Genomic DNA, 14,020 nt, shown 5'->3' on the forward strand with positions numbered 1-14,020 from the left:
CTCTCCCTCGTTTTCCATCCAATTAACGCCATGACACAGCGTTGCCTACCGCCTGATGGCAAATTATGCCGATCAGAACGGTTCGAGCCGGGAATTCTTGCGGGAAGCATCAGGAGACAGCCGCCGCCGCTTGGCAATCCGCGGCAAAGGTCTTACATCGACGGGCAAAGGAGCCTCCGACATGTCAAAGCGTGATCATATGCCAAGCCGCGGCCCGAGCCAGCGCCAGTTGCGCGTGGGCGAACTGATCCGGCGGACACTTTCGGACGTGCTGGCGCGCGGCGATCTGTTCGATCCCGATCTGGCGGGGGTGTCGATCACCGTTGGCGAAGTTCAGACGTCGCCGGATCTGAAACAGGCGAGAGTTCATGTCATGCCGCTGGGCGGCCGCGACGCTGACAAGGTGATCGAGGCGCTGAACCGGAATAAGAGCGAGTTGCGCAAGGAAATCACGCGCGACATGACGCTGAAGTTTTCGCCGGACCTGAAATTCGTGCCCGATACCACCTTCGACCAGATGGACGAGACGCGGCGGCTTCTGTCCGAGGAGCGTGTGCGCCGCGACGTCGAGAACTGAGCGTATGGCGCGGAGGCGGAAGGGCAGGCCCATCACCGGCTGGATGGTGATCGACAAACCCGCGGGTATCACTTCATCCGCTGTCGTCAACAAGGTGCGCTGGGCGCTGGAAGCGCAGAAAGCCGGGCACGCCGGAACGCTTGACCCGGATGCCACCGGACTTCTGGTCGTGGCGCTCGGTGAGGCGACAAAGGCGCTGTCGGCACTGACGGATGCGCTTAAAACCTATGAGTTCACTGTCAACTGGGGGGCCGCAACGAGCACCGATGATGCCAGTGGCGAAGTTCTGGAGCAGTGCGAGGCAAGGCCTTCAGAAGCTGACGTGCGGGCGATGCTGCCTGATTTTACCGGAGATATAATGCAGGTGCCGCCGCAGGTTTCTGCAGTCAAGGTCGACGGTCAGCGCGCCTATGATCTGGCGAGGGAGGGCGAGGTCATGGAACTGGCTGCCCGACCACTCTTTGTCGAGACGCTTGAACTTGTTTCCGCCTCCCGTGATCAGGTGACGCTGCGGATGACATGTGGCAAGGGTGGCTACGTGCGGTCAATTGCACGGGACATGGGCGCGGCGCTGGGCTGCCTTGGCCATGTTCAGCACTTGCGACGCGTGGAAACCGGGCATTGGACTGAAGCCGACGCCGTGCCGTTCTCGCGGATAGAGGAACTTGAGCGGACGCCGGCGCTGGATGCATTGGTTCGGCCATTGGTGGATGGGTTGGCGATTTTACCGGAGTGCAGATGCAGTACTGCCGGGGGGCATGCCCTGCGTCACGGCAATCCCGGCGAGATGCTGGAATGCCAGGCCGGAACCGGTGAGCTTGCGTTTGCCAGTGTGGATGGGGCACCTGTTGCGATAGGCGAGGCCGTCGCCGGACAGTTTCATCCCAAACGGGTGTTTGTCTTCGCTGACACCTGAACGCGAAAAGACCCGCCGTGCGGCGGGCCTCTCCGTGTACTCATCCCCAAGGGGATACTCTGAAACGATTAGTCGATGATGGCTTCGGCGCGAGCCTTCTTCTTGGTTTCGTTGGCTTCGCTTTCCAGCACGCCCTTCAACTGAGCAAGCTGTGCCGTGGACAGGGCGTCGGGGTTGGCGACTTCAACGTCAAGCTCGATCAGGCCGGCCATCACGCCTTCACGAAGGCTGGACGGACCGTTCAGGTCAGTCGTGAAATCCCACATGTCGCTGCGCTCAGCGGACATGCCCATGATCTGCTCGATCTGCTGCGTTTTCTGAGCAGTTGTCTCTTCGCTCTCGGAGATCTGCTTGATCAGCGCGAGTTCGCCAAGGGTCAGCGTGTCAACGCCTTCCGAGGGAATGCCGAGCACGTCCAGTTCGTTGGCAGCGGCTTCTTCAAGCTGCGTAAGTTCGTCGGACATTGCGAAGGCGGACGGTGCCATTGCTGTGGTACCGAGAAGGGCTGTAGCGGCAATAAGTGCTTTGGTTGTCTGTTTCATAACATAGTCTCCTTTTGCTCTCGCCGGTCGCTCATATTCGTTCGCACCGGCGTTACGGAGACCCAACACGCGGTGTGTGGAATCGTTCCGGAAAAATGTGAACGAGGCGTGAGGGAAGGGGCGCGGCCTTCCGGAGCGTGATAGATTAATTCAATTAAATCAGGAGTATGGGGTGCATGTAACGCCTGCGTGAGAATCCGTCACGCAGGCGTTGGGTCGTATCGAGGATGCCGCCGGGGGCTTATTCCTGAGGGATCAGGCGCAGTCCGAGCTCCCGCAACTGGGCGTTCGTGGCCGGTGCGGGGGCCTGCATCATAAGGTCTTCGGCGCGCTGGTTCATCGGGAAGAGGATAACATCGCGCAGGTTGTCGGCATCGGCCAGCAGCATGACCATGCGGTCCACGCCCGGTGCGATGCCGGCGTGGGGCGGTGCGCCGTACTTGAAGGCGGAGATCATGCCGCCGAAATTCTCATCGACGAATGCCTTGTCGTGCCCGACGACCTCGAAGGCCTTGTACATGATTTCCGGCTTGTGGTTCCGGACGGCGCCCGAGGAGAGTTCGACGCCGTTGCAGACGATATCGTACTGGTAGCCAAGAATCTCGAGCGGGTCGGTGCCTTCGAGCGCCTCCAGCCCGCCCTGCGGCATCGAGAAGGGGTTGTGGGAGAAGTCGAGCGCGCCCGTCTCCTCGTCCCGCTCGTACATCGGGAAGTCGACGATCCAGCAGAACTTGAACTCGTTCTTCCAGTCCTCGTTCGGCTGGGTCTCTGCCCAGACCTGATTGCGGGCCTTGCCGGCGACGGCTTCGAAGCTGGCGGGTTTGCCGCCGAGGAAGAAGGCGGCATCGCCTACGCCGAGGCCGAGCTGCTGGCGGATGGCTTCGGTGCGCTCGGGGCCGATGTTCTTGGCCAGCGGGCCTGCGGCTTCCATGCTGTCGCCCTCGGCGCGCCAGAAGATATAGCCCATGCCGGGCAGTCCTTCCTTCTGGGCGAAAGCGTTCATGCGGTCGCAGAACTTGCGTGAGCCGCCGCCGGGGGCGGGGATGGCGCGGATTTCGGTGCCGTCCTGCTCCAGCAGGCTTGCGAAGATCTTGAAGCCGGAGCCGGCGAAATGCTCGGAGACGATCTGCATTTCCAGCGGGTTGCGCAGGTCCGGCTTGTCGGAGCCGTATTTCAGCATCGCTTCGCGGTAGGGAATGCGCGGGAAATCGGGGGTGACGGGGCGGCCCTTGCCGAATTCCTCGAAGATGCCGCGCATCACGGGTTCGATCACCTGAAAGACGTCTTCCTGTGTGGCGAAGCTCATTTCCATGTCGAGCTGGTAGAACTCTCCGGGGGAACGATCCGCCCGCGGATCTTCATCGCGGAAGCAGGGGGCGATCTGGAAATAGCGGTCGAAACCCGCGACCATCAGCAGCTGCTTGAACTGCTGGGGGGCCTGCGGCAGGGCGTAGAACTTGCCCGGGTGCAGGCGTGAGGGCACGAGGAAATCGCGCGCGCCTTCGGGGGAGGAAGCGGTGAGGATGGGCGTCTGGTATTCCATGAAGCCCTGATCGGTCATCCGCTGGCGCAGCGAGGAGATGACCCTGGAGCGCATCACGATGTTGGCGTGCAGCTTCTCGCGGCGCAGGTCGAGGAAGCGGTACTTGAGGCGGGTTTCCTCGGGGTATTCCTGATCGCCGAAGACCATCAGCGGCAGTTCCTCGGCGGCGCCCAGCACCTCCATGTCTCGGATGAACACTTCCACTTCGCCGGTCGGGATGTTGGGGTTCACAAGCTCGGCGTCGCGCGCCTTCACCTCGCCGTCGATGCGGATCACCCATTCGGAGCGGACCTTCTCCACCTCCGAGAACACCGGGCTGTCGGGGTCGGCCAGCACCTGGGTGATGCCGTAATGGTCGCGCAGGTCGATGAACAGGATGCCTCCGTGATCGCGCACGCGGTGGACCCAGCCCGAGAGGCGGATCGACTTGCCGACATCGGCTTTGGTAAGCTCGGCGCATGTGTGGCTGCGATAGACGTGCATCGGTGACTCCGGGTTTCAGAACAGGTGCCGATACACCGCGCGGGCGGCGCATTGTCAAGGGCCGGAGGTGGACGGGCTGCGAAAGCCCGCGTAAAGACCGGAAAAGCCGGAGAGGTACACCGATGGAAAATACCGTTGCCAATGCGTTCGCGCGGATCATGCGGGAGGGGGATGTGACCGTGCATTATCCTTCGGGCCGGGTGCAGAAGCTGGGCGACGGGGATGTCACGGCGACAGGGCAGGCGGTGGTGGTGCGGCTGAGCGAGAAGGCTGTGCGCCAGCTTGCCTGGGATCCGGTGCTTGCCATCGGCGAGACGTATATGGACGGCGAGATGACCTTCGAGGAGGGAGACTTCTTCAGCTTGCTGACCTTCCTGAAGAAAGGTGGCGTGGCGAAGGGGTGGACGCCCGGCGCGGTGGTCAACCATCTGATGCGGGCGGCGAAGAACGGGGTGCGGCAGCGCGCCGGGGTGCGGCTGGCGCAGCGCAACATCGCGCATCACTACGATCTGTCGGAAGCGCTGTTCCGGCTCTTTCTCGACGACGACATGAATTATTCCTGTGCCTATTTCGAGCACGAGCGGCAGGGGCTGGAGGATGCGCAGCGCGCCAAGCAGCGGCATATCGCGGCGAAACTGCTGAGCGCGCCGGGTGCGCGGACGCTTGATATCGGGTCGGGCTGGGGCGGCATGGGGCTCTATCTCGCTGGCGTTTGCGGACACGACGTGACGGGTGTGACACTGAGTGTGGAGCAGCAGCGGGTGGCAAATGCGCGGGCGGCAGAGCGTGGCGTGGCGGAGCGACTAAAATTCGAACTGAAGGATTACCGGGAGGTTCAGGGAACATTCGACCACATTACATCCATCGGGATGTTGGAGCATGTGGGCCTGCCGCAGATGAAGACCTATTTCAAAACTGTCGCGCGGCTTCTGGACAAGCACGGTACTGCCCTGATCCATACGATGATACAGCCCCGCCCGCAGCCCTATGCGGCACCGTTCGGCGACAAGTACATCTTTCCGGGCGGCTATGTGCCGGCACTTTCCGAGGTGCTGCCGGCCATCGAGAAAGCGGGGCTTCTGGTCAAGGATGTGGAAGTTCTGCCGCTGCACTATGCCGAGACCTGCCGACACTGGCGCGAGCGGTTCCATGCAAACCGGGATGCGGTGCTGAAGCTCTACGACGAACGGTTTCTGCGGATGTGGGAAGTCTACCTTGTGGGCGCGGATTTGGGTTTTCGCCATGATCGCATCTATGTCGGCCATTTCCAGTTGTGCCGCCATCAGGACCGCGTGCCGATCCGTCGCGACTGGATTGACGAGGAAAAGTCCCGGTTGCGGCAGTCGGAGGCGGTATGGGACGCAGCGCGTTAAAGTGGCGAAAAGCATTTCAATTACGCTTTCATCTGGCGTCAGCGTACCGGCAAGCGAAAGCAAGATGTGGATGCAGTTGTAAGCATCGTCGTCAGTACTGAATCGGCAGTTGGAAACGGTCCAATCCAATTGTGTCGGTGAGAGCAAAAGTGCGGCAGGGCGAGAAGTTCTGCGCGTCAGATGGAGTCAGGAGGGTCTGCCGCAGGTTTCTTTGCGTTTCCTTCCGCGCGGAAAACACAGCTCCCGCTTTGGATTAGCTTTGCAAGTCCTGCCGGCCGAGGCGGCCGACGATCATGGCGGGTTCGTTCATCGGCAGCAGGTTTTTGCCGCCGATGTTAATACCCATGGTAAATGCGGCGCATGTTGGCATGTGAGCACTATTGCCAAACCGTGCGCGGACACAAAAATTTGCGCCTCTTCAAACAAATCTCGTTAGTTGGTAACGCGAACTTCCGGCAGCGGGTAGCCAAGTGCATCCTGACCCTCGAAGGCGGCGTGACAATCGTGGCAGAAGCTCTGCTTGAATTTCATCGGCTGGCCATTGGGCTGAACGCCGGAATAGACCCAGTCCGCCGTTTCGGGAGCGGTGCCAGGATCACCCTTCGTCATGATGAAGAGCGGACCAATGCGGACTTCGCCCTTGGCGGTGATCTTCAGGCTCTCCTTGGCCAGAATGGAACCAACGGGCATGGTGACGCCATTCTCTGCGAATCTCAGGTACTGCTCGGCGGCGACATCATTGGCGAATGTGTAGAGGAACCTTTCGCCATGCGCGCCGGCCACTGCCGGTCGGGTAGATGTGGCGGTCCAGTCACGATAGGCACTGGCGGTTTCGTTGTCGCCACTGGAGTAGGCTTGCTGCATAGCGTCTTCCATACAGGCGTAAAGATCAGTGACCTGTTCTTCGGTGAATTCCCAAGGGTCCGCGCCGGGGACGTCGCAATCCTGCGCATGGGCAGTCGTCGGGCCAAATATGAGTGCGGTGAAGCCGATGGCTGCGGTGAGCGATGAACGGATCATTATCGTTTTCCTATTTCCGTGGCGTTTCCGGTTGCTTTCAGCATTGGGACAATGCCACGACCGGGGCCATTCCGTCGCCCAACAAGTTCACACGACTGCGTTATGGTTTGGCGGAAAATTGAAACAATGCGGTTCAGAAGCCGGCAAGTTTCGTCAGTCGGAAACGGCGTGCGATTTCATAGAGGATGATTGGCGCGATCAGTCCGATGCCTGTGCCCAGTACCAGATGGACGGGCAGGTTGGTGACGCCAAGCTTGAAAAGAACCTCCCTCAGACCGGCAGAAAAGATTGTGTGGGCAAGGAAGATCGCCATGGACGCCGTGCCGAGATAGGCAAGGATGCCACTGCCGGGACCGTTACCGAACCAGACGAAAACGGCAACGCTGGCGATGGAGAGAGCGGCTGCAAGAAAGACCGTGTTGTAGAGACCTGTGACTTGCGGAGCAATCGCGAGAAGGGCGGCAAAGAGACCGACTGCGAGGATTGCGCCGACTGCGGATACCTGCATTCGGCCCTGAAACCGGCCAATGACAACGCCGAGCAGGAAAAATGGCAGGTGATAAAGTGCCAATCCGATCCAGGCAAAGGCTGCCGGAGGCAGTGGGATCAGCAGAAGGGCCAGCGATCCGGTAAGGAGGGCCAGTGAAACCGGCAACCAGTTACCCTGGTTGGCGAATAGTGGTTTGGCAGGCAGCAGGGCCACCTGAATGAGGAAGAGAGCCCAGAGAAACCAGAAATGGAACCGGCCGGGAATGGGAGACTCGAGGAAGGCGCCGAGACCTACGGGAGTATTGCTGAGCGAGCCTGCCAGAACCTTGAAGGCCAGGAAAAGATAGGTCCAGAGAACCAGTGGCCATAGCAGACGGAGGGCGCGACTGCGCAAAAACGGTATGCCGCGCGCCCTGGCGAGACCATGTGCGAAGAAGAGACCCGAGAGCATGAAGAACAGCGGCATGTGAAAGGCGTAAATGCGGCTGTCGACCGCTTCAAACAGGAGGGGGGGGATGACGCCCTTCTCATAGAGGCCGCGCCAGGCGTGGCCAAACACTACGAGCACGATGCCGAACCCTTTGGCGCAATCTGCCCACGTAACGCGAGACTTGAGTGAAGTTGTGTCACCTGTCTCGTATCGTTCGGAAATCTCGCTCATCGTGATCCCATTTTTCAATGCGCTACCGGCAGCTTCGAAGGCATAGACCTTGACGGCTGATAAATTGTTAACGGAATGTTAATCCATATTGCGGATGGTATACCAGACACAGCCGGGAGACTGCAGTGCAGACGGCGCTATGGGATATTCTTTCGGCCATAGGGTTTCTACCCTATGGCCAGATGCTGCTGGAGAGATCGGATCTCTTCTGGGTGGCTGTCGTTGCGCAGGGCGTGACGTTCCTGTCCTGCTCCACTTGCGCCATTATCCTTCTTCATGTCGCGGCCCAGCACAAAGGTGCCGGCTACGTGGTGCCCGTCGCCGTCTTTGCGATTTTTCTGGTGATGTTGGGGTTTGCAGAAGCGCTGTTGATCGCGGTGCTCTGGGCACCGGTGCAAACTTTGTCGTTCATAGTTCAACTGGTCGTGGCGGTTCTTGCCCTGACGGCCACGATCGTCCTGTATCGGCAAGCGCCAAGACTTCTGAAATTGCCCACGCAGGCTGACATGGATGCAAAGGACCGGGCGCTTGCCCATGAGGTAGAAGAGCGGGCGGAGGCCGAGAGGAAGTTGCGGGACAGTCGATCCGCCGCTGATGCTCGGCTGATGGACAGGGTGCGCGATCTGGAGGAAAGAAATGATGCGCTGATGAAGGCCCAGGCGGAAACCGAACGGTCGAACATTGCAAGATCCGACTTGTTGGCCACCGTCAGTCATGAAGTCCGGACTCCGATGAACGGCGTCAAGGGCATGCTGGAACTGTTGAACGCGGATGGCATGGAGCTTGCTTCGGCGGAAATCGTAGACCGGGCAAGCGAAGCCACGGACAACCTGTTGACCGTCATCAACGACATACTTGACCATGCCAAGCTGGAGTCAGGCCGCATGACACTCCTGAACCAGAGATTTTCGCCGCGTGCCATAATGGATGGCGCGGTTTCCCTGATGGAGGCAAAAGCGCTGCAAAAGGGCCTGACACTGTCGGCTACCGTTTCGCCGGATGTGCCGGAAATGCTGATCGGTGACGGTGCCCGGTTGCGGCAGGTGCTGCTGAACCTGATCGGCAACGCAGTCAAGTTCACGGAAGCGGGGCGTGTGGACGTGCGCATGGCTCATGACGAGGTTGCACGTGACGAGTGCCGCATCGATATTTCGGTTCGCGATACCGGTATCGGCATCGAAAGGGAGCTTCAGAAGCAGCTTTTCAAACAGTTTTTCAAGGGTGACGCATCCGTTACGAGGCGATACGGCGGGGCCGGGCTGGGGCTTGCCATCTCCAACCAGTTGGTGCGGTTGATGGGGGGGCGGATCGACGTAACCAGTGAGCCCGGTCAGGGGAGCGCTTTTCGTTTCTCGGTACGGTGCAGGATCGACTCCGCACCGCAGAGGGCGAGCGTCAACGACAGCGTCCTACCGTCAGCCGTTGTGCAGCCGTTGCGTGTGCTGGTGGCGGAGGACAACGAGACCAACCGATTCCACCTGCAGCATCTTTTGCGGCGGGCCGGACATGAGGTGGACGTCGTGGAGAACGGTGTGATGGCCATCGCGGCAGCGGAGGAAAAGAAGTACGATCTTATCCTCATGGATATTTTCATGCCGGAAATGGATGGGACCATGGCGGCACAGGCCATCCGTTCGATGGAGGGGTTGTCTGCGGAAACACCGATCGTGGCAATCACCGCCAATGCGATGGTTGGCGACCGGGAGCATTACATGTCCAAGGGCATGGACGAGTACATCGCCAAGCCGATCGATGCCAACACGCTGTTCTCCGCCATCTGGCGGGCTCTTGGGGGGCGCGACAGTCAGGCGCCCGCTTGATCGCACTTGCGAGATTTTGCGCCAGAACGACAACGGGGCGCACCATTGGTACGCCCCATTGTCCCGCTATTGGCTGATCAGTTGGCGGTGACGACAGCCTTCATGGCCGGGTGGACCCTGCAGAAATAGGGAATGTCGCCAGAGCCAGTGACTGTGACGGTAGCGGATTTGCCGCGCACGAGACGGCCTGTGTCGAAGCTGCCATCATTGGCTGTGGCGGTGTGTGGGGCCGGACCCTCGTTGGTAAAAGTGATGGTGTCGCCGGATGCGACCGTCAGCGCTGCCGGGACATATTTGCCGCCGCGTATGGCGACGGAATGGTCGGCAGCAAAAGCGGAGGCGGAAAGGGCCAGGGAGAGTGCAAGGGCGGAAACGATCGTTCTCATTGGGCTGTCCTGTGTGTTTTTGAGTTTCAAGTTCTGCGGGTCTCAGAGGGTCTACGCGCCAGCTGCGGAAATTATTCTTGGTAAAATAACCTTTTTTATCCTTAGAAAGTGCCGCGGCCCGGAGCCCATGAGGCCGCGGCGAGCTGCAGCGGGGAGGGGACCCGCTGCGGCTGTTCTGATCGAGGGGCTCAGATCAGGAAGTCGTTGGCGTCGATCAGACCTGCGGAGCCGTGCAGGGCGATCTGGCCGTCGCCGCCAAGGGCTGTGAGATCGACCACGGCGATAGCTCCGTTGGTAGAAATCGCGGCTTCCAGTTCCGCTTCGCTGGCGATGTTGAAGGCCGTCAGGTCAATCAGGTCGCTGCCATCTTCAAAACCGAAGATGCGATCCTCTCCAGCGTTCAGTTCAAAAACGAACACGTCCGAGCCGGCACCGCCGTTAAGCGTATCATTGCCCGCACCACCGTTCAGGATATCGTCGCCGCCGAAGCCGCGCAAAAAGTCGCCGCCGGCGCCGCCATCAAGAACATCGTCGCCACCACCGGCCGACATGTCATCGTTGCCCTGACCGCCGAACATAAGATCGTTACCGTTGGCACCTGCCAATGTGTCGGCACCGCGCTGACCATAAAGTGTGTCGTTGCCTGCACCGCCGTTGATATCGTCGTCTCCAGCGCCACCAAAAATCGTGTCGTCGCCACCCTGGCCAAAGATGGAACCGTTTACCGTGCCGCCGCGTCCGTCGAAGACATCATCTCCATTGGCGAGGGCGACGTTGCCGTTGAGGGTGCCTGTGTTGAAAATGTTCTCGATGCCGGAGCTGCCCTGAATGGCGCGGGGGCCGTTCGAGGCTATCGTGCCGGAGTTGATGAGGGTGTTGATGTTCTCCTGTGCAATGTCTGACTGGAAGAAGACGCCTTCCAGAACACCTTCGATCGTGCCGGAGTTCTGAACAGTTGCGCCCGTCCCGTTGACGCTGAGTGCGATCTCGTCGCTGGTGATCGAACCGGAGTTGATGACCTGCATTGCGCCTTCGCTGAAGAGGTCGATGCCGAATTCGCCGCCGAAGATGGAACCGGAATTGAGGACAGTTGCGCCGGTGCCGTCGAGCCGGATGCCATTAAGCCCACCGGAGATCGAGCCGGCGTTGACGAGGTTCAGGCTGCCAGAAGAGCTAAGGTCGAAGCCTTCGAGGTTGGAACTGACGCTGCCGTTGTTGAAAAAGGACTGGCCAAAGTTGTTGTCGTTGGTGACGCCGTCACTTTCGCCGAAAATGGTGCCGTTGTTGATGAAGACGGAGTTGTTTCCTTCCATCTCCACGCCCTGATCGAACAGGCCGGTGACGGACCCGTTGTTGAGGAAGAACGCGTTGTCGTTCAGCATCCGGACGCCGTCGGATTCGCCTTCGACGGTGCCGGTCGTACCGATCTGGAGGGAAGAGTCGAGGCCGCCGATTTCAATGCCATCGGATCCGGCGATGACGGTGCCGTCGACGAAGACGGTCATGTCGGCTGCAGATGTGATCAGAGCATCGTTGCCTGCGACGGTTGTGTCGACGGTCTCACCGGTTGCGAGCTTGAAGGTTTCGCCGGCGGCATCAAGAGTGACCTGATCGGTTGTGCTTTCGATAAGTGTGATGGGCATGGACTCAACTCCGGGATTGGGAACGCAGGTTCCTTGATTGAAATTCGGACAGGCTTTGTGCCTGCCTCCCATCGCTTACGCAGGAAGCCGCAGAATTATTCGGAGCCTTTGAATTTTTTCAGGATTTGCGCTGGCGGGGATGGCTGGCGCTGTAGATCTCCATCAGCCGTGCCTGATCCACGCCCGTGTAGGTCTGGGTTGTTGCAAGTGAAGCATGGCCCAGAAGATCCTGAATGGTGCGCAGGTCGCCGCCGGCTTCAAGAAGATGAGTGGCGAAGCTGTGGCGCAACGCGTGGGGCGTCGTCGTTTCCGGCAGGCCGGAGAGGGCGCGGAGATCGCGAACGAGTTTCTGCACCTGGGCCGGGTTCAGCGGGCCGCCGCGCAGGCCGCGAAAAATCGGACTGTCGGGGGTCGCGGGATGCGGGCAGAGGGTGAGGTAACGGTCAAGGGCGTTGCGCACGGCGGGCAGGACGGGGACGATGCGGGTCTTGTTGCCTTTGCCTGTGATGCGAAGGGTGTCTCCAAGTGGCAGGACAGCATGGGTGAGGCCGAGGCCTTCGGATATGCGCAGGCCGCAACCGTAGAGCAGGGTGAGGATGGCGGCGTCACGGGCGTTGATCCAAGGTTCGTCGTGCATCAGCGGTACATCGGAAATCATCGCCCGGGCGGCATCTGCGGTTACCGGGCGTGGCAGGCGGGCTTTCAGACGGGGCGAACGGGTGGCGGTCACGGCGGATGCTTCGATACCTTCGGTCTCTGCCAGCCAGCGATAGAAGGATTTTACCGCCGAGAGCGCGCGGGCGAGGGAGCGGGCTTCGATGCCGCGCCCACGCTCGGACGCCATCCAGGCCCGCATGTCCCGCGTTGTTATCTCTCCCAGCGCCTCGCGCCCGGCCGGGCCACCCCAATGGCCGGCGAGAAAGCCGAGAAAACCAGCGACATCACGGCGGTAGGCCTCGATTGTGTGGGGGCTGGCATCGCGCAGGCCTTTGAGGCCCTCCAGCCAGCGCGAGAGGAGATCGGACGCGCCGGCGGAAAGCTCGAATGCGGAGTCTACCATGCCTGTTGATCTTTTCTGCCCGCCGCAGTTTAGCTCAATTGGTTGTGATGGCAAAGCGCCGCCAGCTCAGGCCAGCCAGCGGCGTAGCATTTTCTCGAAGGACAGGCCAAAAAAGTTAAGCAGGTCGGTGCCCTGTTCGGGGTGGAAGCGCTGGGCATCCTCCGCTCCGAGGGCAAGCAGGCCGGGCAAGGTTCCCGGACCGAGATCAAGCTTGATCAGCGCTTCGGACTGAACCCATTTCGGCTGGTCCGCATAGAGGCCGTCGAGCTCCGCACGGGTTGGGCGCAACGTGACGCGGCGGGGCGCGACCTCCGGATTGCCGGTCAGATAACTGTCGATACTGCCCTTGGGCAGCGCGATGACGGTTGTGGCGAGCGGACCGGCGGGGCCAAGCGCCTGGCCCGGTGCGGCGGAGGCGGTTTCCAGCCCCAGTCGGATGACATCCAGCGACAGGATATTGGCTACATCCTGCCCGAGCGAGGCGAGGAATTCCTTGAAACTTGCGGCTTCCAGCAAGGCCAGCACGGCGCGATGAACCTGCTGTGTGCCGGCGAGGTTCTCATAGGCGGCGGCGATGACGTGGCGGTGAGTTTCCTCCAGCCTGTCCAACCGATCCTCCAGCCTGTCGACCAGTTTTCCGCGCAGATCCACGACATTGCGCCCGGCGGAGGAAGTACCCCCCGCCTCCAGCAGAGCGGCCATGAGCTCCCGATCCTCGAGGATCACGCTCGGATCCTTGAGAATCTGGCTTTTCAGCGCGCTCGTCGGTTTGGGCGCCTCGTCAGACAATCTTCTGCCCGGTCTTGGCCCAATCCTTCAGGAAAGCGTCGAGCCCCTTGTCCGTCAGCGGGTGATCGGCCAGTTTCATCAGCACTTCCGGCGGTGCGGTGATCACGTCGGCGCCGATCAGCGCTGACTGGGTAACGTGATTGACTGTCCGGATGGAGGCGGCGAGGATTTCCGTCTCGAAGCCATAGTTATCGTAGATTGTGCGGATGTCGGAGATCAACTCCATCCCGTCCATGTTGATGTCGTCCAGTCGGCCGATGAAGGGTGAGATGAAGGTGGCGCCGGCCTTGGCTGCGAGCAGCGCCTGATTGGCGGAAAAGCAGAGCGTGACATTGACCATCCGGCCTTCATCGGAGAGAACCTTGCAGGCCCTGAGACCAGCCCAAGTGAGGGGGACCTTGACGGTGATGTTGTCGGCGATTTTTGCCAGCTTTCGGCCTTCGGAAATCATGTCGTCGGCTTCCGTGGCCACAACCTCGGCCGAGACGGGGCCGGGGACGAGATCGCAGATTTCCTTCGTCACCTCGAGGATGTCACGGCCTGACTTCAGGATGAGAGACGGGTTCGTGGTGACACCGTCGACCATTCCGTACTCGGCAAGTTCCCTGATCTTGTCGATTTCTGCGCTGTCTACGAAGAATTTCATGGCATCCTATCCGGTCCTGGGGTGGGTTTGGCCGGACCATATCGCATGGCTTGGCGAAGGGAAACACCTTCC

13 protein-coding genes are annotated in these 14,020 nt (G+C 60.5%); 4 read left to right on the forward strand and 9 right to left on the reverse strand.

Annotation, left to right across the window (positions count from 1 at the left end; translation table 11 throughout):
* The first annotated feature begins 181 nt into the window (after positions 1–181).
* Positions 182–577, forward strand: coding sequence for a 30S ribosome-binding factor RbfA (rbfA, locus tag GO499_RS00290; protein WP_161860301.1), 396 nt, complete (start codon positions 182–184; stop codon positions 575–577).
* A 4-nt stretch (positions 578–581) separates the two neighbouring features.
* A complete protein-coding gene (gene truB / locus GO499_RS00295; RefSeq protein ID WP_161860302.1) occupies positions 582–1,493 on the forward strand; it encodes a tRNA pseudouridine(55) synthase TruB in 912 nt (303 codons plus the stop codon).
* A 68-nt stretch (positions 1,494–1,561) separates the two neighbouring features.
* Here truB and GO499_RS00300 read toward each other — a convergent pair whose 3' ends face one another.
* Positions 1,562–2,035 (reverse strand): hypothetical protein, encoded by a 474-nt coding sequence (locus tag GO499_RS00300; RefSeq protein ID WP_161860303.1) that lies wholly within the window; start codon positions 2,033–2,035, stop codon positions 1,562–1,564.
* A gap of 241 nt (positions 2,036–2,276) precedes the next feature.
* The gene (aspS, locus tag GO499_RS00305; protein ID WP_161860304.1) at positions 2,277–4,061 is read right to left on the reverse strand and encodes an aspartate--tRNA ligase; all 1,785 of its coding nucleotides are present in this window, start codon (positions 4,059–4,061) and stop codon (positions 2,277–2,279) included.
* Between the two features lie 122 nt (positions 4,062–4,183).
* On the opposite strand from aspS, the gene GO499_RS00310 reads away from it, so the two are divergent.
* Positions 4,184–5,434, forward strand: coding sequence for an SAM-dependent methyltransferase (locus tag GO499_RS00310; RefSeq protein ID WP_161860305.1), 1,251 nt, complete (start codon positions 4,184–4,186; stop codon positions 5,432–5,434).
* A gap of 432 nt (positions 5,435–5,866) precedes the next feature.
* Here GO499_RS00310 and GO499_RS00315 read toward each other — a convergent pair whose 3' ends face one another.
* Together GO499_RS00315 and GO499_RS00320 are read right to left on the reverse strand one after the other, a co-directional pair.
* Positions 5,867–6,454 carry a cytochrome P460 family protein gene (locus tag GO499_RS00315; protein WP_161860306.1) on the reverse strand — a complete coding sequence of 196 codons (588 nt, stop codon included), beginning with the start codon at positions 6,452–6,454 and terminating at the stop codon, positions 5,867–5,869.
* A gap of 133 nt (positions 6,455–6,587) precedes the next feature.
* A complete protein-coding gene (locus tag GO499_RS00320; protein ID WP_161860307.1) occupies positions 6,588–7,604 on the reverse strand; it encodes an acyltransferase family protein in 1,017 nt (338 codons plus the stop codon).
* A 125-nt stretch (positions 7,605–7,729) separates the two neighbouring features.
* Here GO499_RS00320 and GO499_RS00325 point away from each other — a divergent pair, with 125 nt between their 5' ends.
* Positions 7,730–9,424, forward strand: coding sequence for an ATP-binding protein (locus GO499_RS00325; RefSeq protein ID WP_161860308.1), 1,695 nt, complete (start codon positions 7,730–7,732; stop codon positions 9,422–9,424).
* A gap of 77 nt (positions 9,425–9,501) precedes the next feature.
* Here the strand turns inward: GO499_RS00325 and GO499_RS00330 are convergent, their stop codons facing one another.
* The 5 genes from GO499_RS00330 to fsa form a co-directional block, all read right to left on the reverse strand.
* Entirely contained in the window at positions 9,502–9,810 is a 309-nt protein-coding gene (locus tag GO499_RS00330; protein WP_161860309.1) for a cupredoxin domain-containing protein, read from the reverse strand.
* Positions 9,811–9,998: 188 nt separating this feature from the next.
* Positions 9,999–11,453, reverse strand: coding sequence for a calcium-binding protein (locus tag GO499_RS00335; RefSeq protein ID WP_161860310.1), 1,455 nt, complete (start codon positions 11,451–11,453; stop codon positions 9,999–10,001).
* Positions 11,454–11,571: 118 nt separating this feature from the next.
* Positions 11,572–12,513, reverse strand: coding sequence for a tyrosine recombinase XerC (locus GO499_RS00340; protein ID WP_161860311.1), 942 nt, complete (start codon positions 12,511–12,513; stop codon positions 11,572–11,574).
* Between the two features lie 66 nt (positions 12,514–12,579).
* Complete coding sequence (locus GO499_RS00345) at positions 12,580–13,302, reverse strand: DUF484 family protein (RefSeq protein ID WP_284154831.1); 723 nt, start codon at positions 13,300–13,302, stop codon at positions 12,580–12,582.
* A complete protein-coding gene (gene fsa, locus GO499_RS00350) occupies positions 13,295–13,948 on the reverse strand; it encodes a fructose-6-phosphate aldolase (protein ID WP_161860312.1) in 654 nt (217 codons plus the stop codon). The genes GO499_RS00345 and fsa overlap by 8 nt, the downstream gene beginning before the upstream one ends.
* Positions 13,949–14,020 lie beyond the last annotated feature (72 nt).

Origin of the sequence: Algicella marina, assembly GCF_009931615.1 — a bacterium.
Lineage (GTDB): Bacteria > Pseudomonadota > Alphaproteobacteria > Rhodobacterales > Rhodobacteraceae > Algicella > Algicella marina.